Below are 21,279 nucleotides of genomic sequence, written 5' to 3'. Positions count from 1 at the left end.
GCTCAGATCAGCGCGCGGATCGCCCGTTCGAACCCGACGACGTGCTGGGTGGCGAGCTCGGAGGCCTTCTCGGCGTCCCCCTCGACGACGGCGGTCAGCAGGGGGCCGTGCTCGTCGACGTGACCGGCCATTCCGGACAGTCGCGGCAGGAAGACGCACCAGATGCGGGTGGCCAGGTTGTCGTAGGAGACGAGCGTGTCCTCGAGGAACGGGTTGTGCACGCACCGGTAGATGGCGCGGTGCACGCTGACGTCGGTGCGGAGCAGTTCCGTGTTGTTGCCCGATGGCGTCGCCGTGTCGAGCTGCGATCGCAGTTCGGTGAGATCGGCCCGGTCCTGGCTCGTGGCGCGCTCGGCTGCGGCTGCCGCGGCGAGGGGTTCCAGAGTTCGCCTCACCTCGGAGATGTGCGAGAGGTCGGAGATGTTGACGTCGGTGGCGAACGTGCCGCGGCGCGGGTAGGCGACGACGAGCCGCTCCTGCTCCAACCGTTTCAACGCCTCGCGGATCGGGGTGCGGCCGAGGTTGAACTCGGTGCGCAGCCGGTCCTCGTTGATGGGCTCGCCCGGCTTGATCTCCAGCATCACCAGGCGATCGCGCAGCAGGAGGTAGGCCAGGTCGGTCAGGGAACCACCGACCTGCTCGTCGTTGACCCGGGTGTTCATGTGGTCTACTGTACCGCACAGACTGATATACCAGTAGTCGACCAGATGATTTCGCTGGAGGCGTCGCGCATGACCAGCCCGGCTCAGCCGCCCGGAGCACATCTGCCCGAGCACCCGGACTTCCTTTGGGACAACCCGGAACCGAAGGCCTCCTACGACGTCGTGGTCGTCGGCGGTGGAGGGCACGGTCTGGCCACCGCCTACTACCTCGCCAAGGTCCACGGCATCACGAACGTCGCGGTGCTGGAGAAGGGCTGGCTCGCAGGCGGCAACATGGCCCGCAACACCACGATCATCCGGTCCAACTACCTGTGGGACGAGAGCTCCGGCATCTACGAGCACTCCCTCAAGCTGTGGGAAGGCCTGGAGGAGGACCTCGGCTACCCGATCCTGTTCGACCAGCGCGGTGTGCTGAACCTCGCGCACAGCCTCCAGGACGTCCGCGACAGCGTGCGGCGGGTGAACGCGAACCGCCTCAACGGCATCGACGCGGAGTGGGTGGATCCCGCCGGGGTCAAGGAGATCTGCCCGATCGTCAACATCTCGCCGGACGTGCGCTACCCCGTGCTCGGCGCGACCTACCAGCCGCGGGCGGGCATCGCGAAGCACGACTACGTGGCGTGGGGCTACGCGCGGGCCGCGCACGCGATGGGCGTCGACCTGATCCAGAACTGCGAGGTCACCGGGCTGGAGACCTCCGGCGGCCGGATCACCGCGGTGCAGACGTCGCGCGGTCGCATCGCCGCGGGCAAGGTCGCGTTGTGCGCGGCCGGCCACAGCTCGGTGCTCGCCAAGATGGCCGGGATCAGGCTGCCGCTGGCCTCGCACCCGTTGCAGGCCTTGGTCTCCGAACTGCTGGAGCCCGTGCACCCGACCGTGGTGATGTCGAACGCCGTGCACGTCTACGTCTCCCAAGCGCACAAGGGAGAGCTGGTGATGGGCGCCGGCATCGACAGCTACAACGGTTACGGCCAACGGGGTTCGTTCCACATCATCGAGCAGCAGATGTCGGCGGCCCTGGAGCTGTTCCCGGTCTTCGCGCGCGCCCACCTGCTGCGGACGTGGGCGGGCATCGTCGACGTGTCGCCGGACGCCTCGCCCATCGTCGGCCTCACCCCGGTCGGCGGGCTGTACCTGAACTGCGGCTGGGGGACCGGCGGGTTCAAGGCCACGCCCGGTGTCGGTGACTGCTTCGCGCACACCATCGCCCACGACAAGCCGCATCCGTTCAACGAGCCGTTCACCCTCGAGCGCTTCACCACGGGCGCCCTCGTCGACGAGCACGGCGCCGCCGCCGTGGCGCACTGACCGTGCTGAATTTGGGGAGCTGACATGCAACTCATCCCGTGCCCGTGGTGCGGACCGCGTGAGGAAGCGGAGTTCCACTACGGCGGCCAGGCCCACGTCGCCTACCCCGAGGACCCGTCAGCGCTGACGGACGAGGAGTGGGCGCAGTACGTGTTCTTCCGGGAGAACCCGAGCGGCCCGTTCGCCGAGCGCTGGAGCCACAGCGCCGGCTGCCGGCGGTGGTTCAACGCCGTGCGCGACACCCGCACCCACGACCTGCTCGCCGTCTACCGCGCAGGAGAGCCGATGCCCGAGGTGACCTCGTGACCTTCCGCAAGCCCACCGGTGGCGAGATCGACCGGCACACGTTGCTGCGGTTCACCTTCAACGGCGTGGAGTACACCGGCCACCCCGGCGACACGCTCGCGTCGGCACTGCTCGCGAACGGTGTGCACGAGATCGGCAGCAGCGTGAAGCTCGGCAGGCCGCGGGGAATCGTCGCGGCGGGGTCCGAGGACCCGACGTCGCTGGTGCAGATCGAGGCGCCGTTCCCCGAGCCGATGCTGCTCGCCACGACCGTCGAGCTCTACGACGGTCTGGTGGCGCGCGGCCTGGCGGGGCAGGGGCGCTTGGCTCCGGAACCGGACCCGGCACGGTACGACGCCAAGCACGAGCACTGCGACGTGCTCGTGGTCGGCGCCGGACCGGCCGGACTGGTGGCCGCGCTGACCGCCGCCCGCAGCGGTGCGCGGGTGGTGCTCCTGGACGAGCAGAACCAGGCCGGTGGCGCGCTGCTCGGCGTGGACGAGTACCTCGACGACAGGCCGTCCGCCGAGTGGGTCGGGGACATCGTCGCCGAGCTGCGGACCACGCCCGGCGTGCTCGTGCTGGAGCGCACCACGGCGTTCGGCATGTACCAGGACGGTTTCGTGCTCGCGCTGCAGAAGCGCACGGATCACCTGGGGTTCGCGGCACCGGCCGGGGTGGCTCGGCAGCGGGTGTGGCGGATCCGGACCAAGCAGACCGTGCTGGCGACCGGTGCGCACGAACGCCCGGTGGTGTTCGCCGACAACGACCGGCCGGGGATCATGCTGGCCTCGTCCGCGCGGACGTTCCTGCACCGCTACGGCGTGCTGCCGGGCTCGCGGGCGGTCGTGTTCACCACCAACGACTCCGCGTACTGCGCGGCGATCGACCTCGCGGAGTCCGGTGTGGACATCGCACTGATCGCGGACGCGCGGCCGGACGCTCCGGCGCGGCTCGCGACGGAGTGCGCGGCGCGGGGAATCGAGGTGCGCGCGGGCCAGGTGGTGACCGGGACGGAAGGACCAGGGCGCGTCACCGCGGTGAGCATCGGTGACACGAGGATCGAGTGCGACACCCTTCTCGTGTCGGGCGGCTGGAATCCCGTCGTCAGCCTGTTCAGCCAGGCCCGCGGCAAGCTCCGCTACGACACCGAGCTCGGCGCCTTCGTGCCGGGCGAGGAGCTGGACACCGTTCGGGCTGCCGGCTCCGCGACCGGTGAGCTGGACCTGAACGCGTGCGCGCGGCAGGGCCGGGAGGCGGGTTCGGCGGCCGCCGCCGCGGCCGGGTTCACGCCGGGCGGCCAGGTTCCGCTGCCCGTGTCTGACTCGCGGTGCACCTCGCGGTCCGGCCTGGTGGTGTGGCGGGTGCCCGGTGCGGACGACGCGAGTTTCGTGGACCTGCAACGGGATTCGACCGTCGCCGACGTGCTGCGGGCGACCGGTGCCGGCCTGCGTTCGTTGGAGCACATCAAGCGGTACACGACCATCGGCACCGCGCACGACCAGGGCAAGACGTCCGGCATGATCGCCGCCGGCATCGTCGCCGAGGCGCTCGGTGTCGAACTGGCGGAGCAGCGGCCCACGACGTTCCGCCCGCCCTACACGTCGGTGTCGTTCGCGGCACTGGCCGGACGGGACCGCGGCGAGCTGCACGACCCGGTGCGCGTCACGGCGATCCACCCGTGGCACGTGGCCAACGGCGCTTTGTTCGAGGACGTCGGGCAGTGGAAGCGGCCGTGGTACTACCCGAAGCCGGGCGAGGACCTGCACACGGCGGTGCTGCGGGAATGCCGTGCCACGCGGGAAAGCGTCGGCATGATGGACGGCTCGACGCTGGGCAAGATCGACGTGCAGGGCCGCGACGCCGGCAGGTTCCTCGACATGCTCTACACGAACATGATGAGCACGTTGAAGGTCGGCCGGATCCGTTACGGCGTGATGTGTGGCGTCGACGGCATGGTGATCGACGACGGCACGGTGATCCGGGTCGGCGAGGAGCGGTACCTGGTCACGACGACGACAGGCAACGCGGCGAAGATCCTCGACTGGATGGAGGAGTGGCTGCAGACGGAGTGGCCGCACCTCGACGTGCACTGCGCCTCGGTCACCGAGCACTGGGCCACGATCCCGTTGGTGGGCCCGCGATCCCGGGACGTGCTCGCCGCCGTCGCCCCTGATCTCGACGTGTCCAACGAGGCGTTCGAGTTCATGACGTGGCACGACACCCACGTGGCCGGCGTTCCCGCGCGGGTCTGCCGGATCAGCTTCTCCGGTGAGCTGGCGTACGAGATCAACGTGACCGCCTGGTACGGCCTGGCCGTGTGGGAGGCGTTGATGGCGGCGGGCGAGAAGTACGGGATCACGCCGTACGGCACCGAGACGATGCACGTGCTGCGTGCCGAGAAGGGCTATCCGATCATCGGTCAGGAGACCGACGCCACGGTCACCCCGCAGGACCTGGGCATGTCGTGGGCGGTGTCGAAGAAGAAGCCGGACTTCATCGGCAAGCGCTCGTTCGCCCGCGTGGAGAACAACCGCACGGACCGCAAGCAGCTGGTGGGGCTGCTGCCCGTCGACCCGACCGTGCTGCTGCCGGAGGGGTCGCAGATCGTCGAGACGGATCGGCTGCCAGAGCCGCCGGTCCGGATGCTCGGCCACGTCACGTCCAGCTACCCCAGCGCGGCGCTGGGCCGCACGTTCGCCCTCGCCCTCGTGCGGTCGGGGCACGAGCGCATCGGCGAGACCCTGTACGTGCCGTACGAGGACTCGCTGGTGCCCGTCACCGTCACCGATTCCGTGCTCTACGACAAGGAAGGAGCCCGTCGTGACGGCTGAACCGACCAGCCCGCTGGCGGGGTGGACCGACCGGCTGGCGGCGCTCGCACCGGCGTTGATCGTGGCGGAGCGGCCGTACCGCTCGCAGCTCACCGTTCGCGTGTCCGACCCCGACGCCGTCGCGGCGATGGGCTCGGCGCTGGGAGTGGCGTTCCCGCCGGTCCCGTGCACGTTCTCCGCGGGCTCCGGGCCGTTCGGGGACGTCGAGGTGTTGTGGCTGGGTCCGGACGAGTTCCTCGTCGTGGCACCGCCGGGGCTTCAGACGGAGATCGAGGAGGTGTTGCGTGGAGCGCTCGGTTCCCACCGAGGGTCCGTTGTGGACACTTCGGCGCAGCGCACGACCGTGGTCCTGGAAGGGCCGCACGTCCGGGACGTGCTCGCTCACGGATGTTCCGTGGACCTGCACCCGTCTTCGGCTCCCACCGGCACTTGCGTGCAGACGTTGCTCGCGAGGACGGGGATCGTCCTGCAGGTGACCGGCGCCGACACCTTCACGGTGCTGGTGAGGTCCTCGTTCGCCGAGTACCTGGCGGCCTGGCTGAGCGACGCGTGCGTCGAGTACGGAGTGGCGTCGTGACCAGACACTTCACCCTGACGCTGGACTGCCCCGAGCGGGCCGGCATCGTGCACGCGGTGACGTCGTTCCTCGTCGACCACGGCTGCGACATCGTCGAGCACCAGCAGTTCGACGACGACGTCCGCAGCAGGCTGTTCCTGCGCACCGCGTTCACATGCGCCACGGCCGACGTCGACGACCTCACCCGTGAGTTCGCCGCCGTCGCGACCGAGTTCGAGATGGAGTTCGACCTGTGGGACGAGCGCCCGACGCGCATCCTCGTGATGGTGTCGAAGGCCGGCCACTGCCTGAACGACCTGCTCTTCCGCTGGCGGGCGGGCAGCCTGGGCGGTGAGATCGCCGCGGTCGTGTCCAACCACGAGGACCTGCGCCCGATGGCGGAGGCGGCCGGGCTCGACTTCGTGCACGTCCCCAACACCGCGGACACCAAACACGTCGCCGAACGCCGCCTGCTGGAACTCGTCGAGGAGTACCAGGCCGACCTGGTGGTGCTGGCGCGCTACATGCAGGTGCTCTCCAACGACCTGTGCGCGAAGCTCGCCGGACGGGTGATCAACATCCACCACTCGTTCCTGCCGGGCTTCAAGGGCGCCAAGCCGTACCACCAGGCCTACGACCGCGGGGTGAAGTACGTGGGCGCGACGGCTCACTACGTCACGCCGGACCTCGACGAGGGCCCGATCATCGAGCAGGAGGTCCTGCGGGTCGACCACACCTTCGACCCCCGAGCCCTCACCGCGGTCGGCCGCGACGCCGAGGCCCTGGCGCTGTCTCGGGCCGTCCGCTGGCACTGCGAGCACCGGGTGCTGCCGAACGGCAACGGCACCGTCGTCTTCCGCTGAGCCTCACCGTCCACTGAGGACGAGATAGCGCTCGTCGTGGATCCGTTGCCCCCACAACGTTTCGTCGTCGAGCCGGGTGACGATCGCCTCGGTCCGGTGGCGCAGGACCAGTTCCTGCGTCTCGGCGGAGGTGAGACCCGCCCCGGTCGACCACCGCCCCTCGACGAGCAGGAGAACGCCGTCCGGCCGCAGCAGCCGCACCCACTCGCGGACCGCTGCGGCCGGATCCGGTAGCGCCCACAGCACGTGACGTGCCATGACGACGTCGAACGACGCCGCGAGGTAGGGCGGATGAGCGGCATCGCCGGTGGCGAACGTGGCGGTGACTCCTGCCGAGGCGGCCTTGGCCTGCGCGGCGCCGACCATCCGTGCCGAGAAGTCCAGGCCGCACACCACGTGCCCCGCCTCGGCGAGGAGTACGGAGAGGCTGCCGGTGCCGCAGCCGAGGTCCGCGACCGACGCGCGAGGTTTCGGCACCAGCGGCAGGAGCAGCCGCGCCCAGGCGTCGCGCACCCGCGGGTCCGTGAGCCCGTGGTCGGGCTCGTCGTCGAACGTCGCGGCCTGCGCGTCCCAGAATTCGATCGTCATGCCGGCATCCTCACAAATGCACGGACACAATTGAGCACATTTGGTTGTTGCCATGCATCTGCTGTTGCACCGTCGACGCAAACCCGTTTGTGTGCATATAGTTCGGCCGTGATTTCCGTCCTGCGCAATCCGACGTACCGAAATCTTTTCGGTGCCCAGGTCATCGCGCTGACCGGAACGGGACTGGCGACCGTCGCGCTGGGCCTGCTGGCCTACGACCTCGCCGGTGCGGACGCCGGCGCGGTCCTCGGTACCGCGCTGGCGATCAAGATGGTCGCCTACGTCGCGGTGGCGCCGATCGCATCGGCCCTGCTCGGCGCGTTGCCCCGTCGAGTCGTGCTGGTCTCGCTGGACCTGGTGCGGGTGGCGGTGGCGGCGACCTTGCCGTGGGTGAGCGAGGTCTGGCAGGTCTACGTCCTGATCTTCGTCCTGCAGGCGGCCTCCGCGGCTTTCACGCCGTTGTTCCAGGCGACCATTCCGGAAGTGCTTCCGGACGAACGCGAGTACACCCGCGCGGTCACGTTGTCGCGCATGGCCTACGACCTGGAAAGCCTGCTCAGTCCCGCGCTCGCCGCCGCAGCTCTCCTGCTGGTGAGTTTTCACCAGCTCTTTCTCGGCACGGCGGTCGGATTCGCCGCATCCGCACTGCTCGTCGTCTCGGTGCTGGTGCCGCAGGCGAAAGCTCCGCCGCGCAGGAGGAACCTGTACGAGGCGACGACGCGCGGTATCCGCATCTACCTCGCCACGCCGCGGCTGCGCGGGCTTCTCGCGGTCCACTTCGCCGCGGCGGCAGCGGGGTCGATGGTGCTGGTCAACACCGTGGCGCTGGTGCGGGACGTGCTCGGGCGCGGCGCGTCCGACGTGGCGGTGGCGCTGGCGGCCAACGGTGCCGGGTCGCTGGTCGCGGCACTCGCGTTGCCCCGCCTGCTCGACCGCTTCTCCGACCGCGTGATCGTGTCGCGCGCCGCCGCCGCGCTGGTCGTGGTGCTGTTCGCCGGTGCCGTTTTCGCCTGGCAGTGGCCGCTGCTGCTGGCGCTGTGGGCGTTGATCGGCGCGTCGTGCTCACTCGCACTGACGCCGGGTGCTCGCCTGCTGCGCCGGTCGGCCTGCTCGGTGGACCGGCCCGCGTTGTTCGCCGCGGACTTCGCGCTGTCCCACGCCTGCTGGCTGGTCTGCTACCCGGTCGCCGGCTGGGTTGCGACAGTCGCGAGCATGACCACCGCGTTCATCGTTCTCGGCGTGCTGACGGCGGCGGGTGCGGTCGTCGCGCTGCGGCTGTGGCCGACGCACGACCCGGAGGTCGTCGAGCACGAGCACCACGACCTGGCGCCGCACCACGAGCATCTGCACGGTGCGGTGCTGGCGGGAGGCGTGTGGAGGCACTCGCACGAGTTCCGCATCGACGACCACCACCTGCGCTGGCCCGAATGACCTGAGCCGAAGCCGCTCCCCGCTGTTGCCAGCCGGCACGCGGGGACCTTTCGTACGGTTTGAGAGTACGAAAGGTCCCCGCGTACCAAAAAATGGGGCTGGTGAGGGCCGTGTGAGTGGACGGGTACGGCACTACGAGGCCGGCTGGAACAGCTCCACGAGGTTGCCCGCCGGGTCGGTGAGGAGGATCTGCCGGCCACCAGGGCCGCTGACCAGCTCGCTCACGAACGGCAGCCCGGCGTCGCGCAGCCGGGAGATCTCCGCGTCGAGGTCGCTCACCACCAGGTGGATGCGGTTGCGGCCCGCGGCGTGCGAGTCGGCGGGCGTGGCGCGGGCGCCGGAGCTCGCCGGGCCGGACAGCAGCAGGCGCAGCGGGCCGCGCACCACGTCGGCGAACGCGGGTGCGGCGTCGGTGCGGACGGTGAATCCGAAGTGGACGGTGTAGAAGTCGACGGCCGCTTGGACGTCGTCGACGAGGTAGCGCACGCTGGCCAGTTCCTCTGCCATCGTTTCACCCCTTCTGACGTGCTGCCGCGAGCACGGGCAGCAGGTGGCGGACACGGGTGTCGATCTCGTGGACGGTGCTGCGGAACTCCGGGTACGTGACGGGCTCGGGGATGCTCCAGTGGATCACCGGGCAGTCGAACTCGGGGCAGACCTCGCGGACCCTGTCGCACAAGGTGATCACGAAGTCGTAGCCGGCACGCGAGAGCTCGCGCGGGCGTTGACCGGTGATGTCGATCCTGAACTCCTCGCGCAGCACGCGGACCGCGTCCGGGTGGATCTCGGGTTTCGGGTGGCTGCCCCCGCTCGTGACCTCGACGCCGTGCCGTCGCAGCAAGGCCTCGGCGATCGGTGAGCGTGAGCTGTTGCCGGTGCAGGCGAACAGCACGCTGACCCCGCCCAGCGACGCCGGAACCGGACTCGGCTCGAACCGCAACGCGGGGTGCAGGGCGGTGCCGGCGCCGGTCAGCGAGGTGCCGCACCGGTCCAGGTCCAGGTGGTAGTAGGTGTCGCGGCCGTCGAACGAGCTGCGCCGCGACGTCACCAGCCCGCCGTCGCGCAGCAGCCGCAGGTGGTAGGAGACCAGGTTCTGCGGTTCGCGCACGCGTTCGGTCAGCTCACGCACCCGGTAGTCGCTGCCGGCCAGCTCGGTCAGCAGCTGCCACCGCAGCGGATGGGCGGCCATCCGAACGAACTCCGGGGCGACCATGCCCCGACAATACATCAAACCAGTTTGATGCACATCCCGGCGTGCTGGAGAGGCATCATCGACGTCATGGGCAAGAAGCTCACCACCGAACGTCTCCGCGAGGTGTGGGACCGCTACGCGCCGCGCTACGACCGCGACATCGGCTTCCTCGAACGCAGGCTGTTCGCCGGCGGCAGGGAGTGGGTGTGCGGGCAGGCCACCGGGAACGTGCTGGAGGTCGCCATCGGCACCGGCCGCAACCTCCCGCACTACCCGGCGAACGTCGCGATCACCGGCCTCGACCTCAGCCCCGGGATGCTCGCCGTCGCCCGCACGCGGGCCGCCGAGCTCGGGCGCGTGGTCGAGCTGCGGGAGGGGGACGCGCAGGCGTTGCCGTTCCCCGCCGCCTCGTTCGACACGGTGGTGTGCACGCTGGGCCTGTGCGGTGTTCCGGACGAACGTGACGCGATCGCGGAAATGCACCGCGTGCTTCGACCGGGCGGCAAGCTGCTGTTGCTCGACCACGTCGGCAGCCATCACCGGCTCGTCCACTTCGGACAGTGGTTGCTGGAGAAGCTGACCGCCCGGATGTGCGGCGACTACATGACCCGCCGGCCGCTGCCGCTCGTCGAACAGGCGGGATTCACCTTGCAGCGTCAGGAAAGGCTCAAGCTCGGCACGGTGGAACGCCTCGCCGCGATCCGGAACTGAAAACTTAACGCCGCCGCACCACCTCTCGCGGCAGGGAAATCGGAATACCGTTTCTGCACCCTGCCTTGAGAAGGAGTTCCACTCATGCGATTGCGCGGCAAAATCGTTGCTGCGGCGTGCGGATCGGTCCTGGTGATCGCGACGGCTCACAGCGCGTCCGCGGTCCAAAGCACGTTCGTGGCGCAGAACGAGGCACATCAGCGGTTCACGACCCTGTCACCGGAACTACGCGCCCAGCTCGCCGGTCACTGGTTCGACGCGGCGGCGGGCAAGCTCACCGTCGCGGTGCCGGACGAGAAGACGGCGGAACAGGCTCGTGCCCGAGGGATCAACGCGGTTCTGGTGCGCCGCAGCGCCGCCGACCTCGAACGTCTGCTCGGTCAGGTCAGGAAACTGATCGGCAACGGCGTTCCCGGCGTGTACAGCTGGGGTGTGGACGTGCGCGACAACCAGGTCGACGTCACGGTCAACACCTCCAGCAGGAACCACGACACCGAACGGTTCCTGGAGAGGGTCCGCGAACTCGACGGCGTCAACGTCGTGGAGACGAAGTCCCAGCAACGGCAGCAGTCCGGGACCGTGCAGACCGGCAGCCCGTGGTGGCCGGGGTCCGAGACGTACTGCTCCGTCGGGTTCGCCGCCACGGATGCCAACGGCGGCAAGCACTTCCTGACCGCCGGGCACTGCACGAACGACGCGAACCAGGCCGCGCACGGGCAGACCGGCCAGCAGAACAGGATCGGCACGTCGAACGTCGGCGGCACCCGCAGCGTGAACGCCCCCGAGGGAGACATGGGCGTGGTCGCGGTGACCGAGGCCGGCTGGACGCTGTCCCCGGTCGTGAACACCTGGGGCCAGCCCGCCGTCACCGTGACCGGTTCGGCCGAGGCCATGGTCGGCGACCGCGTCTGCCACTCCGGCAACACCTCGAAGTGGCAGTGCGGCGAGGTGAAGTACACGCACAAGTCCGTCGACTACGGCGGCGGCCTGATCATCGAGGACCTCACCTTCACCACCGCGTGCTCGAAGGGCGGCGACTCGGGCGGCGGGTGGCTGCTCGGCGACAAGGCGGTCGGCCTGCACGACGGCGGTCCCTCGCAGTGCGTGCAGAACCCGTCCGACGACGAGCTGTCGATCTTCCAGCCGGTGAACGAGGCACTGCAGAAGTGGAACCTCACGCTGGTCACGGGAGCGGGAACGGGTGACACCACGGCACCGACCGTGCCCGGCAACGCGCGTTCGACCGGCGTGACCTCGTCCAGCGCGTCGCTGGCCTGGGACGCCTCGACGGACGACGTCGGCGTCACCGGCTACGAGGTCCTCAACGGCGGGACGGTGGCCACGAAGGTCACCGGCACCACCGCGACGGTGTCCGGCCTGACCGCGGACACCGCGTACTCGTTCACCGTCCGGGCGGTGGACGCGGCGGGCAACCAGTCGAAAGAGACGCCCGCGATCGCGATGCGCACCTCCGGCGACACCGGCGGGCGCACGTTCACCAACGACGCGGACCACCCGATCCGCGACTTCCAGGTCACGATCAGCGCGGTGCGATCCACCGCCACCGGCTCCGCGGCCAGCCCGATCACGGTCGGGGTGGACGCGACCCACACGTGCCAGGAAGACCTGAACGTCACGCTGGTCGCGCCGAGCGGGCGCGCGTACCCGTTGCTGCGGACGCCGGGCGGTCTCTACGACTGCCACCCGTTCCCGGCGGGCAGGACGTTCTCCGTGAGCCCGGTTGCAGGGGAGGCCGCGGGCGGCACCTGGACGCTGCGCATCGGGGACAACGGTCCCGGTGACGTCGGTGTCCTCAGTGGTTGGTCGGTGACCGTCTAGCGGCCTGAGCGGGTGTGGCCGTCCCTCACGGCCACACCCACTCGAACCCGTAGCAGCCCGGCCCGAACTTCAGCGCCACCCCGAGCACGGAGTTGCCCTCGTCCAGGCGCACCCCGGACGTCTGCCGCGTGCCGTCCGCCTCCTGCACCACCCGAGTGCACGTGCGGGGCAGCGCGGCCGCGTCGAACGTGACCTCCAGGACGTACTCGTGCACCGGACGCCGGAACTTGCGCTGGTAGTTCGTGGCCAACGGGTACGGCGCCTGGTTGACCAGCTCGTGCTCGGTGATCACGGTCTGGCCCTTGCGCAACGGCGCCCGGAACAGCAGCTCGGCGACCAGCAGGCCGTCGGCAGGCCTGGTCACCACCCGGCCGAGGCGGCAGTTGTGCAGCGGCCTGATCAACGGCAGCGGCCGGTCGTGCTCGTCGAGGTGCAGGATCACCACCCAGCGGTCGGGGCCGTCCTCCTCGGCGCGCAGCACCTGCCGTGACACGTACGACCGCTCGCCGCGCTCCGGGCCGACCGTCACGCGGTCGTGCTGGCTGATGCGGGTCAGCCGCGAGTCCCAGCGCGTGTCGACGCCTCCGACCACGTCGTCGATGACCGACGGCACCGGCCAGAACGCGCTGATCGTGCCGTCCTCGCGACGGCTTCCCCGAACGGGTGGCCCCAGCAGCTCGGAAAGGGTGCCGGGGGAGAGTTCCAGGACGTCCTCGAGGTGGCCGACGGCCGCGAGCGACGCGCGGCGCTCCGGGCGGCTGCGGCCCGTCTGCCAGTAGCTCAGCGTGGCGAGGCTGAGCGTCACGCCGCGGCGGGCGAGGTGGTCGCGGATTCGATCCAGGGACAGCCCGCGGGTCGCGACGGCGGCGCGCAGCGTTTCCGCGAAACCGGGGTCGGGTGAGATCGACACGGTGCCTCCTCCCGGCGTAGCGGTCCGACGCTATCCGCTCGGCGGCGTGACGCAAGCCGTGACTTAAAAGTGAAATCGCCGCCGACAACCATCCGAACGGCCCGGTGTCCAGGGAGTTCGGCGCGGTTACCTTCGCCTGACCCTGCAAAACCCTGCGAAGGAGCCCTCGGTGCGAAGAGGAAGATCCCTGCTTTCAACGGCTCTGGCGACCGTGGTGGTCGCGGCGACGGTGGTCCTCCCTGCGGCCGCCGCGCCACTGGCCGGGTGCTCCGGCACCAACGACGGTGACGTCGCGATCGGTGACAACACCACCGTCGAGTCGCCGATCACCATCACCGACTGCCCGTCGGCGCCCTCGGCCACCGCCACGGTGCCGGTGAAGATCGTCCACACCTACATCGGCGACCTCCAGGTGAGCCTGGTGGCCCCCGACGGCTCGGCCTACGTGCTGCACAACCGCAGCGGCGGCTCCACCGACAACATCGACCAGACCTACACCGTCGACCTGTCGGGCGAGACCTCGAACGGCACGTGGAAGCTGCGGGTCAACGACAACGCGGCCAACGACGTCGGCCGGATCGACACGTGGTCGCTGAACCTCGGCGGCTCCACGCCCGCCAACGACTTCTCCGTCGCGGTGTCGCCGACGTCCGGTTCGGTGGCGGCGGGTTCCTCGGCGTCCACGACGGTCCAGACGCGGACCACCGCCGGCCAGGCGCAGACCGTGCAGCTGACGGCGACCGGTCTTCCTTCCGGCGCAACGGCTTCGTTCAACCCGGCGGCGGTGACCACCGGGTCGAGCTCGACGCTGACGATCAGCACCGCGGCGTCGATCTCCAACGGCACCTACCCGATCACGGTGACGGCCACGGGTGCCACGACGAAGACCGCGACCTACACGCTGACCGTGACCGGCGGCACCGGCCCGTCGATCCCCGACATCGACGTGGCGGCGGTCAAGCAGCACCTGACGCAGCTCAACACCATCGCCACGCAGAACGGCGGCAACCGGCGGTCCACGACGGCCGGCTACCGCGCGTCGGTGACCTACGTGAAGGACAAGCTCACCGCGGCCGGGTTCACGGTGACCGAGCAGCCGTGCACCTCGGGCTGCAGCACCGGTGCCGGTCCGAACGTCATCGCGGAGTGGCCGGGCGGCAACGCGAACAACGTCTACATGTTCGGTGCCCACCTCGACTCCGTGACGGCGGGCCCCGGCATCAACGACAACGGCTCCGGCTCTGCGTCGCTGCTGGAGACCGCGCTCGTGCTCTCCCGCACGAACCCGTCGATGCTCAACAAGGTCCGGTTCGCCTGGTGGACCGACGAGGAGCAGGGCCTGAACGGCTCGCGGTTCTACGTCTCGCAGCTCCCGTCGACCGAGCGCGCGAAGATCAAGACCTACCACAACTTCGACATGATCGCGTCGGTCAACGGCGGCTACTTCATCAACAACATCAGCTCCGCCCAGTCCACGCACATGAAGGCGTACTGGGACTCCCTGGGCCTGCAGCCGGAGGAGAACACCGAGGGCCGCAACCGTTCCGACGACGCGTCCTTCACCAACGCGGGCATCCCGGCCTCCGGGTACGCGATGGGCGCCAGCGCCACGAAGACCTCGGCCCAGGCGACGAAGTGGGGCGGCACCGCGGGCCGCGCGTTCGACCCGTGCTACCACCAGTCCTGCGACACCACGGCCAACATCAGCGACACCCACCTCAACCGCGCGGTCGACGGCATCGCCTACACCCTGTGGAAGTCGGCGGTCAGCAGCACGCCGGGCGCGGACTTCTCGGTGTCGGTCTCGCCGTCGTCCGGTTCGGTGACGGCGGGTTCGTCCGCCACGGCCACCGTCGGCACCCAGACGGTGAGCGGTGACCCGCAGACCGTGCAGCTGTCGGCGTCCGGTCTTCCTTCCGGCGCAACGGCTTCGTTCAGCCCGGCGTCGGTGACCACCGGGTCGGGCTCGACGCTGACGATCAGCACGACCGCGTCCGTCGCCAACGGCACCTACCCGGTCACGATCACCGCGACCGGCACGGGATCCCGCACCGCCACCTACACCCTGACCGTCACGGGCGGCGGTGGCGGCAGCTGCAACGGCACCAACCCGAACGACGTCGCCATCCCGGACGCGGGCGCGGCCGTCGACAGCGACGTCGTGATCTCCGGTTGCTCCGCGACACCGTCCGGTTCGGCCGCGGTGGCCGTGAAGATCGTCCACCCGTACATCGGTGACCTCACGGTGGCCCTGATCGCACCGGACGGCTCGTCGTACACGCTGCACAACCGGACCGGCGGTTCCGGAGACAACATCGACCAGACGTACACCGTGAACCTGTCGGGCGAGGCGCCCAACGGCACCTGGAAACTCCGCGTGCGGGACCTCGCGGCGGCCGACGTCGGGAACATCGACACCTGGACTCTCACCCTGACTCCTTGAGCGGGTTCGCGCACCCCACCTCGAGGACCGCGACGAACGCGATGAAGTAGACCGCGATCCACGCGCCTCGCGGTGTGGTGACCGCGAAGTCCGGACCGAACAGCGTCGTCGCCCAGATCCAGCCGGGGATCGGGGCGACGGCCACGAGCCCGGCGAGGGCCCTGGTCCACCGGGGTCCTCGCCCGGCCAGTGCGTACCCGCCCGCGATGCCGAACACCGGCAGTGCGATGGCGCCGCCGCCGATCCCCGCGGTGAAGAGCGCGGGGGAGATGACGGAGACCGAGAACAGGAAGGGGGCGAAGATGAACCACGGCCGGGCGGCCCAGCCCAGCAGCGCGCCCACGACCAGGCCGGGGAGCAGGAGCTGGGCGAACGTGCCGAGCCATGACGTGTTGGACTCGCTGCCCGCGACGATGGCCATGAGGCCGCGGAGGCCCGCGGCCCAGGCCAGGCCGCAGAGAGCGCCGATCAGGGCTGCTTTCACGCCACGGTGCGCGCGGGTTGGTGCGGGACCGCCGGCGCTCTCAGCGCCCCCGAGCGGCCCGGCCTGTGCCGAGCCGCCCAGTCCGGTTCTCACGCCACGACCTCGGCGGTCGTGCGCGCCTTCCGCGGCTCCTTCAGCGCCACGCCCAGCAGCAGCATGCACAGGCCGTAGACTGCCACGCCGGCCGCCAGTGCGCCGGTCAAGCTGACGACCACCAGCAGCGCGTTCCAGATTCCGGTCGCGAGCGGCACGAACCTCCGCCAGTCCTGCCACACCCCGGCACGCAACGTCGTGACGCCGCACATCAGGAACCCGATCGACGTCAGCAGCACGGAGAGGGCGAACACACCACCCACGAGGGACGGTCCGGCATCCGTGACGGGGTCGTCGTGGAACGGGATCGAGGCCAGTTCGGCGAGCAGCAGCACCGCGGTGCCAGCGATCGCCAGCGCCGTGCCGGTCTTCGCGACCCGGGACGTCCCCGCCGCGCCGCTGCGGGCGAACGCGATCACGCCGATCAGCACGAGGACGTGGAACACGGCGTAGAGGAGCGTGACCGGGATGAACGCCTGCGGCGTCAACGGGTAGCTCCACATCGTTTCCGGCACGGTGGTCGCGGGCTGCACGACGGTCTGGACGATCGTTCCGGCGATGGCCGTGGCGGCACCACCGGCGACGGCGTACATGTTCATGATCTGCACCCTTCTCGTCAGAGGGCTCACAGCGTGGCTCCCGGCGTCGGCCCAGGTCATCGGCGTGACCACCGAAACGCGATGCAGTGCTGGCACGGATGGTCGGCCCGGCGGACGGCTGCGACCATGGGGCGATGCGCGTCGTCCTGTTCGGGCTCACGGTCGCTGCCGAGGTGGCCGCCGTGGTGCTCTCGTGGGGTCGCGAACCCCTCTACGACACGCTGATGTACGCGGTCTCCACCATCGTGATGGCCGGCGCGGGTGCGGTGATCGTGCGGCGCAGCCCGGTCGGCCGGCTCTTCCTCTGGTTCGCGTTGCTGAACGCCCTCGGCGCGGACCTGTCCCAGGCGCTCGGGTTCCACGGCTGGGTGCTCGGGTTCTGGGCGAGCTACACGCAGTGGATTCCCAGCGGCTTCGGCTGGACGCTGACGTTCCTGCTGTTCCCCGACGGACGGCTGCTCGGCAGGGGCTGGCGCGGGGTCGCGTGGCTCGGCGGGCTCGGCACGGTGCTGACGACGGCCGGGTGGTCGTTCGGGCCGTCGATCGGCCAGAGCCTGCCCGACGGGCGCAATCCCCTGCTGATCCCGTGGTTGCCCGCAGAGGCGTTGTTCACGGCCGGGATGCCGCTCTACCTCGGGGCGCTGGCCGCCTCCGCGGTGTCGTTGCTGGTGCGGCTGCGGCGGTCGCGCGGTGTGCTGAGGCAGCAGTTGAAGTGGTTCGTGTTCGCGGCGGTGCTCGCCGCGGTGATGCTGCCGCTGTCGTTCGCGCTCTGGTACGTCACCCCGCTCGCGGGAGTGCTCGCGGCGGTGCCGTTGATGGCACTGCCGGTCGCCGCGTCCGTCGCGATCCTGCGGTACCGGCTCTACGACATCGACGTCCTGATCAGCCGCACGGTCAGCTACACCGCGCTGACGGTGCTGCTCGCGGCGGCGTACGCGGTCACGGCGGTCGTGCTCGGCACAATGCTGGGAAGGGGATCGGCGTGGGTGACCGCGGCGGCCACTCTCGTTGCGGCACTGGCGTTCCGGCCGTTGCGGGCACGTCTTCAGGACGTGGTCGACCGGCAGTTCAACCGCGCTCGCTACGACGCCGTGCACTGGGTCGAGGCGTTCCTGGAGGACCTGCGCGCGGGCCGCTCGGCGCCGGAGGACGTGCGTGACGTGCTGCGGGAAGTGCTGGGAGATCCGGCGCTGGAGCTGCACATCGACGGCGTTCCGTCCGAAGTGGAGGGACAGGGCCGGGTGGTCGTGGAGCGCGACGGGCAACGGCTCGGCGTGGTCACCTACACCGTCGACGCCAACCCGGTGGTGCTGCGGCAGGTCGTCGAGGCCGCGGGACTGGCCGTGGAGATCGTGCGGCTGCGGGCGGAGCTGCGCCGCCAGCTCGCCGAGGTGGAGGCGTCCCGGGCTCGGATCGTGGCGGCGGCGGACGCCGAACGTCGCCGGATCGAACGGGATCTGCACGACGGTGCCCAGCAACGGCTGGTCGCGATCGGTCTGGCGTTGCGGCACGCGCAGCACCAGCTCACGACCGACAGCCAGGGCGCCGTGCAGACGTTGGACGCCGCCGTCGACCAGGTCGCCGAGGCCATCGCCGAGCTGCGCGCCCTGGCCCACGGACTGCCGCCCGCCCAGCTCGACGCCGGTCTCGCCCCCGCGTTCCAGGACCTGGCCGGCCGCGCGCCCGTGCCGGTGTCGGTCGACGTGCCGCCGGAACGGTTCGGCACCGGTGCCGAGGCCGCCGCGTACTTCGTCGGCTGCGAAGGCCTGACCAACGCGGTCAAGCACGCGGGAGCCAGTCGGGTGGAGCTCACCGCCGCGCGGCGCAACGGGACGCTGGTCGTCACCGTGTCCGACGACGGCGTGGGCGGGGCGTCGCTCGGTGACGGCTCCGGCCTGCCTGGGCTCGTGGACCGGTTGGAGGCACTCGGTGGCACGCTGCGCATCGACAGCGCTCCGGGTGCGGGGACGACGTTGACGGCGGAGGTGCCATGCGGGTCGTGATCGCCGAGGACCAGGTGCTGCTGCGCGAGGGTCTGGTGCGCCTGTTCACCGACGGTGGCCACGAGGTCGTGGCCGCCCTGGGCGACGCGGAAGGTCTCGAGAACGCCGCCGCCACCGCGGACCTCGTCGTGGTCGACGTCCGCATGCCGCCGACGTTCACCGACGAGGGCGCCCGCGCGGCCCGTGCCCTCAAGGAGAGTCGCCCCGCGCTCGGCGTTCTGGTGCTGTCCCAGCACGTCGAGACCACGCACACCGCGGACCTCATCACCCTGGGCGGCTTCGGGTACCTGCTCAAGGACCGCGTGCTCGACGTGGCCGACTTCCTCGCCGCCGCCGACCGCGTGGCCCGCGGCGGGTCGGCGCTCGACCCGCACGTCGTCGCGAGCCTCGTCGGGCGCAAGGGGCCGCTCGACGCGTTGAGCGATCGCGAACGCGCCGTGCTCGCGCTCATGGCCCAGGGCCTGACCAACAGCGGGATCGCGAAACGGCTGCACCTGAGCGAACGCACGGTCGAGGCGCACGTGCGGCACCTGTTCACCAAGCTCGACCTGCCCTCGGACGTCGACGGGCACCGCAGGGTGCTGGCCGTGCTCGCTCACCTGTCACCGGAAGTGGCCTCTTGAGATACGGGCGGAATGGGCCTTCTGGGAGGCCACTTGCTCGACGAACATCATCGGCGTGACCACTCAACACACGATCAACGTCGCTGAGCTGCAGGGCGAGGACACCGCACTGGCCTACGAGGCGCTCCGCGAACTGCGCCCGCACCTCACGTCGGTGGAGGACTTCGTCGAGATCGTCCGCACGCAGCGACGGGAGGGTTACCGGCTCGTCGGGTCCTTCGACGCGTCCGGCCAGGTCGTGGCCGTGGCCGGGTTCCGGCACATCACGAACCTCTACTCCGGGCCGCACCTCTACATCGACGACCTGAGCACGCTGCCGTCCGCGCGCAAGCAGGGCCACGCGGGCGCGTTGCTGCGGTGGGTCGACGAGGAGGCGCGCCGGCTCGGCTGCGCGGAGGTGCACCTCGACTCCGGCGTGCAGCGCCACGACGCGCACCGGCTCTACCTGACCTCCGGCTACGTCATCCCGGCACACCACTTCGCCAAGCGGCTCTGATCACGCGAGAGCGATCTCCATCAGCGCGTCGCCGGTTGGAACCTGCGAACCTCCTTGCGGCTCAACGGTGATCGCGACCTTCCGGGCGTTCGACAGTCCCGTGGCCACGAGGGGTGCCGACGGGGGTGCGAGCAGTCCGGCGGAGTGGGGACCGTCGGCGTCGATCAGCCACAGCTGGTAGACGTGGTCGGCGGGTGGCGCCGGCATGTCCTTGCTGACGAACAGGAGCTCGTTGCGGCTGACCGACACGACGGCGGTGGCGGTCGAGCCGTTCGGGCCGCTCGCGCTGACGAGCCGTGCGTCCGGAGTGGACAGAAGATCGGAGAACCGGCTGTACTGGCTGGAGAGCTGGGCGAGCTGATCTCTGTCCGACTGCGTGCCCTGCACGGCGACGAACGCGACGGCGACCAGGCAGGCCGCGGCGAGCAGCCCACCCGCGCGACCCCACCCGCGGGTGCGGGGGAGGCGCGGGGTGTGCGGGGAGAGCTGCCGGGTCTCGGCCGCGGCGGCGAGCACGCGCGCGCGGAGGTGAGGCGGCGGCGGGAAGTCCACCGCCGCACCGAGGCGGGTGGCCGTGGCCGCGAGCTCGGCGACCTCCGTGGCGCAGCTCTCGCACCGCGCGAGGTGGGTCTCGAACGCCGTTCTCTCGGTGTCGGACAAGGCGTTCACGGCGTAGGCGCCGGTGAGCGTGTGCAGGTCGACGGAAGTCGTCCTCATCCGGTCACCCCCATGCAGTCGCGGAGCCTGATCAGGCCGTCGCGCATCCTGGTCTTCACCGTGCCGAGCGGAAGGCCCAGCAGGCTCGCGACCTCGGGATACGAATAGCCCTGGTAGTAGGCGAGCAGCACGGACTCGCGCTGCAGGTCGGTGAGGAAGCTCAGGCACCGGCGCACCTGACGTTGTTCGAACCGCCCGGAGACCTGCTCGCTCACCTCGTCGAACGGCCTGGCCGGGTCGAGGCGTGCCGCGTGCTCCTCGCGGTGGGACGCGGCCTGGGCGGACCGGACGCGGTCGACGGCCCGCCGGTGCGTCAGCGTCATGATCCAGGTGTTCGCGCTGCCCCTGCCGGGATCGAACCTGGTCGCGGTCCGCCACACTTCGAGCATCACCTCCTGGAACACCTCCTCCGACTGCGCCTGGTCCCGCAGGACCCGTCTGATCAGGCCGAACACTGAGCCGGACACGACGTCGTACAGCCGCTCGAACGCGTGCTCGTCGCCGCGTGCGACGAGGGGCAGCAGGTCGTCGGCCGTCGGCCCGGCCGGATGTCCGACGTCGGCACTGCTCAGCGACCGCTCGCGGTTCGGCATCTGAGGTCCTCTCCTGGGTTGTCACCTGGTGTTCGGAGCGGCCGCCCGC

21 protein-coding genes are annotated in these 21,279 nt (G+C 70.4%); 12 read left to right on the top strand and 9 right to left on the bottom strand.

The window, feature by feature from the left end:
- Positions 1 to 2: 2 nt before the first annotated feature.
- Positions 3 to 662: a GntR family transcriptional regulator gene (locus tag AOM45_RS23565; protein ID WP_030467260.1), complete on the bottom strand. Its 660-nt coding sequence runs from the start codon at positions 660 to 662 to the stop codon at positions 3 to 5.
- A 69-nt stretch (positions 663 to 731) separates the two neighbouring features.
- Here AOM45_RS23565 and AOM45_RS23560 point away from each other — a divergent pair, with 69 nt between their 5' ends.
- Genes AOM45_RS23560 through purU form a run of 5 tightly spaced genes read left to right on the top strand, consistent with a single transcriptional unit; the run spans position 732 to position 6,508 of the window.
- On the top strand, positions 732 to 1,970 hold the full coding sequence (locus tag AOM45_RS23560; protein WP_030467259.1) for a sarcosine oxidase subunit beta family protein: 1,239 nt from the start codon (positions 732 to 734) through the stop codon (positions 1,968 to 1,970).
- Between the two features lie 24 nt (positions 1,971 to 1,994).
- The gene (locus AOM45_RS23555; RefSeq protein WP_030467258.1) at positions 1,995 to 2,276 is read left to right on the top strand and encodes a sarcosine oxidase subunit delta; all 282 of its coding nucleotides are present in this window, start codon (positions 1,995 to 1,997) and stop codon (positions 2,274 to 2,276) included.
- Positions 2,273 to 5,089, top strand: coding sequence for a 2Fe-2S iron-sulfur cluster-binding protein (locus AOM45_RS23550; protein WP_030467257.1), 2,817 nt, complete (start codon positions 2,273 to 2,275; stop codon positions 5,087 to 5,089). The genes AOM45_RS23555 and AOM45_RS23550 overlap by 4 nt, the downstream gene beginning before the upstream one ends.
- A complete protein-coding gene (locus AOM45_RS23545) occupies positions 5,079 to 5,666 on the top strand; it encodes a sarcosine oxidase subunit gamma (RefSeq protein WP_030467256.1) in 588 nt (195 codons plus the stop codon). Before AOM45_RS23550 ends, AOM45_RS23545 begins: the two co-directional genes overlap by 11 nt.
- Positions 5,663 to 6,508, top strand: a complete 846-nt coding sequence (purU, locus tag AOM45_RS23540; RefSeq protein WP_030467255.1) for a formyltetrahydrofolate deformylase — start codon at positions 5,663 to 5,665, stop codon at positions 6,506 to 6,508. The genes AOM45_RS23545 and purU overlap by 4 nt, the downstream gene beginning before the upstream one ends.
- A gap of 3 nt (positions 6,509 to 6,511) precedes the next feature.
- Here purU and AOM45_RS23535 read toward each other — a convergent pair whose 3' ends face one another.
- Positions 6,512 to 7,096 (bottom strand): class I SAM-dependent methyltransferase, encoded by a 585-nt coding sequence (locus AOM45_RS23535; protein WP_030467254.1) that lies wholly within the window; start codon positions 7,094 to 7,096, stop codon positions 6,512 to 6,514.
- 108 nt (positions 7,097 to 7,204) lie between these two features.
- Between AOM45_RS23535 and AOM45_RS23530 the strand changes: the two genes are divergently transcribed.
- Positions 7,205 to 8,527 carry an MFS transporter gene (locus tag AOM45_RS23530; RefSeq protein WP_030467253.1) on the top strand — a complete coding sequence of 441 codons (1,323 nt, stop codon included), beginning with the start codon at positions 7,205 to 7,207 and terminating at the stop codon, positions 8,525 to 8,527.
- Positions 8,528 to 8,659: 132 nt separating this feature from the next.
- On the opposite strand, the gene AOM45_RS23525 is transcribed toward AOM45_RS23530, so the two are convergent.
- Together AOM45_RS23525 and AOM45_RS23520 are read right to left on the bottom strand one after the other, a co-directional pair.
- Positions 8,660 to 9,034: a VOC family protein gene (locus AOM45_RS23525; RefSeq protein ID WP_030467252.1), complete on the bottom strand. Its 375-nt coding sequence runs from the start codon at positions 9,032 to 9,034 to the stop codon at positions 8,660 to 8,662.
- Between the two features lie 4 nt (positions 9,035 to 9,038).
- Positions 9,039 to 9,740, bottom strand: coding sequence for an arsenate reductase/protein-tyrosine-phosphatase family protein (locus AOM45_RS23520; protein ID WP_156093781.1), 702 nt, complete (start codon positions 9,738 to 9,740; stop codon positions 9,039 to 9,041).
- Positions 9,741 to 9,806: 66 nt separating this feature from the next.
- Between AOM45_RS23520 and AOM45_RS23515 the strand changes: the two genes are divergently transcribed.
- Together AOM45_RS23515 and AOM45_RS23510 are read left to right on the top strand one after the other, a co-directional pair.
- Positions 9,807 to 10,430 carry a class I SAM-dependent methyltransferase gene (locus tag AOM45_RS23515; RefSeq protein ID WP_030467250.1) on the top strand — a complete coding sequence of 208 codons (624 nt, stop codon included), beginning with the start codon at positions 9,807 to 9,809 and terminating at the stop codon, positions 10,428 to 10,430.
- Positions 10,431 to 10,514: 84 nt separating this feature from the next.
- Positions 10,515 to 12,269, top strand: a complete 1,755-nt coding sequence (locus AOM45_RS23510; RefSeq protein WP_051783203.1) for a proprotein convertase P-domain-containing protein — start codon at positions 10,515 to 10,517, stop codon at positions 12,267 to 12,269.
- Between the two features lie 25 nt (positions 12,270 to 12,294).
- Here the strand turns inward: AOM45_RS23510 and AOM45_RS23505 are convergent, their stop codons facing one another.
- A complete protein-coding gene (locus AOM45_RS23505; RefSeq protein WP_030467248.1) occupies positions 12,295 to 13,179 on the bottom strand; it encodes a hypothetical protein in 885 nt (294 codons plus the stop codon).
- A gap of 169 nt (positions 13,180 to 13,348) precedes the next feature.
- Between AOM45_RS23505 and AOM45_RS23500 the strand changes: the two genes are divergently transcribed.
- A complete protein-coding gene (locus AOM45_RS23500) occupies positions 13,349 to 15,622 on the top strand; it encodes a M28 family peptidase (RefSeq protein WP_201780053.1) in 2,274 nt (757 codons plus the stop codon).
- Here the strand turns inward: AOM45_RS23500 and AOM45_RS23495 are convergent.
- Together AOM45_RS23495 and AOM45_RS23490 are read right to left on the bottom strand one after the other, a co-directional pair.
- Complete coding sequence (locus AOM45_RS23495; protein WP_156093780.1) at positions 15,606 to 16,199, bottom strand: hypothetical protein; 594 nt, start codon at positions 16,197 to 16,199, stop codon at positions 15,606 to 15,608. The genes AOM45_RS23500 and AOM45_RS23495 overlap by 17 nt on opposite strands.
- A complete protein-coding gene (locus AOM45_RS23490) occupies positions 16,196 to 16,798 on the bottom strand; it encodes a hypothetical protein (protein ID WP_156093779.1) in 603 nt (200 codons plus the stop codon). The genes AOM45_RS23495 and AOM45_RS23490 overlap by 4 nt, the downstream gene beginning before the upstream one ends.
- A 134-nt stretch (positions 16,799 to 16,932) precedes the next feature.
- Between AOM45_RS23490 and AOM45_RS23485 the strand changes: the two genes are divergently transcribed.
- From AOM45_RS23485 to AOM45_RS23475, 3 genes are read left to right on the top strand one after another with little or no spacing between them, the layout of a single operon-like run.
- The gene (locus AOM45_RS23485; RefSeq protein WP_156093778.1) at positions 16,933 to 18,801 is read left to right on the top strand and encodes a sensor histidine kinase; all 1,869 of its coding nucleotides are present in this window, start codon (positions 16,933 to 16,935) and stop codon (positions 18,799 to 18,801) included.
- On the top strand, positions 18,789 to 19,424 hold the full coding sequence (locus AOM45_RS23480) for a response regulator transcription factor (RefSeq protein WP_030467243.1): 636 nt from the start codon (positions 18,789 to 18,791) through the stop codon (positions 19,422 to 19,424). Before AOM45_RS23485 ends, AOM45_RS23480 begins: the two co-directional genes overlap by 13 nt.
- Positions 19,425 to 19,479: 55 nt before the next feature.
- On the top strand, positions 19,480 to 19,920 hold the full coding sequence (locus tag AOM45_RS23475; RefSeq protein WP_236703807.1) for a GNAT family N-acetyltransferase: 441 nt from the start codon (positions 19,480 to 19,482) through the stop codon (positions 19,918 to 19,920).
- Here the strand turns inward: AOM45_RS23475 and AOM45_RS23470 are convergent, their stop codons facing one another.
- Both AOM45_RS23470 and AOM45_RS23465 read right to left on the bottom strand, forming a co-directional pair.
- The gene (locus tag AOM45_RS23470; protein WP_030467241.1) at positions 19,921 to 20,637 is read right to left on the bottom strand and encodes an anti-sigma factor; all 717 of its coding nucleotides are present in this window, start codon (positions 20,635 to 20,637) and stop codon (positions 19,921 to 19,923) included.
- Positions 20,634 to 21,230, bottom strand: coding sequence for a sigma-70 family RNA polymerase sigma factor (locus AOM45_RS23465; protein ID WP_035909970.1), 597 nt, complete (start codon positions 21,228 to 21,230; stop codon positions 20,634 to 20,636). The genes AOM45_RS23470 and AOM45_RS23465 overlap by 4 nt, the downstream gene beginning before the upstream one ends.
- Between the last annotated feature and the right edge of the window lie 49 nt (positions 21,231 to 21,279).

It is taken from the genome of Lentzea aerocolonigenes (assembly GCF_000974445.1).
Lineage (GTDB): Bacteria > Actinomycetota > Actinomycetes > Mycobacteriales > Pseudonocardiaceae > Lentzea > Lentzea aerocolonigenes.
Note: the sequence above shows the minus strand (reverse complement) of the source record. Positions and strands in the feature narration are given on the sequence as shown.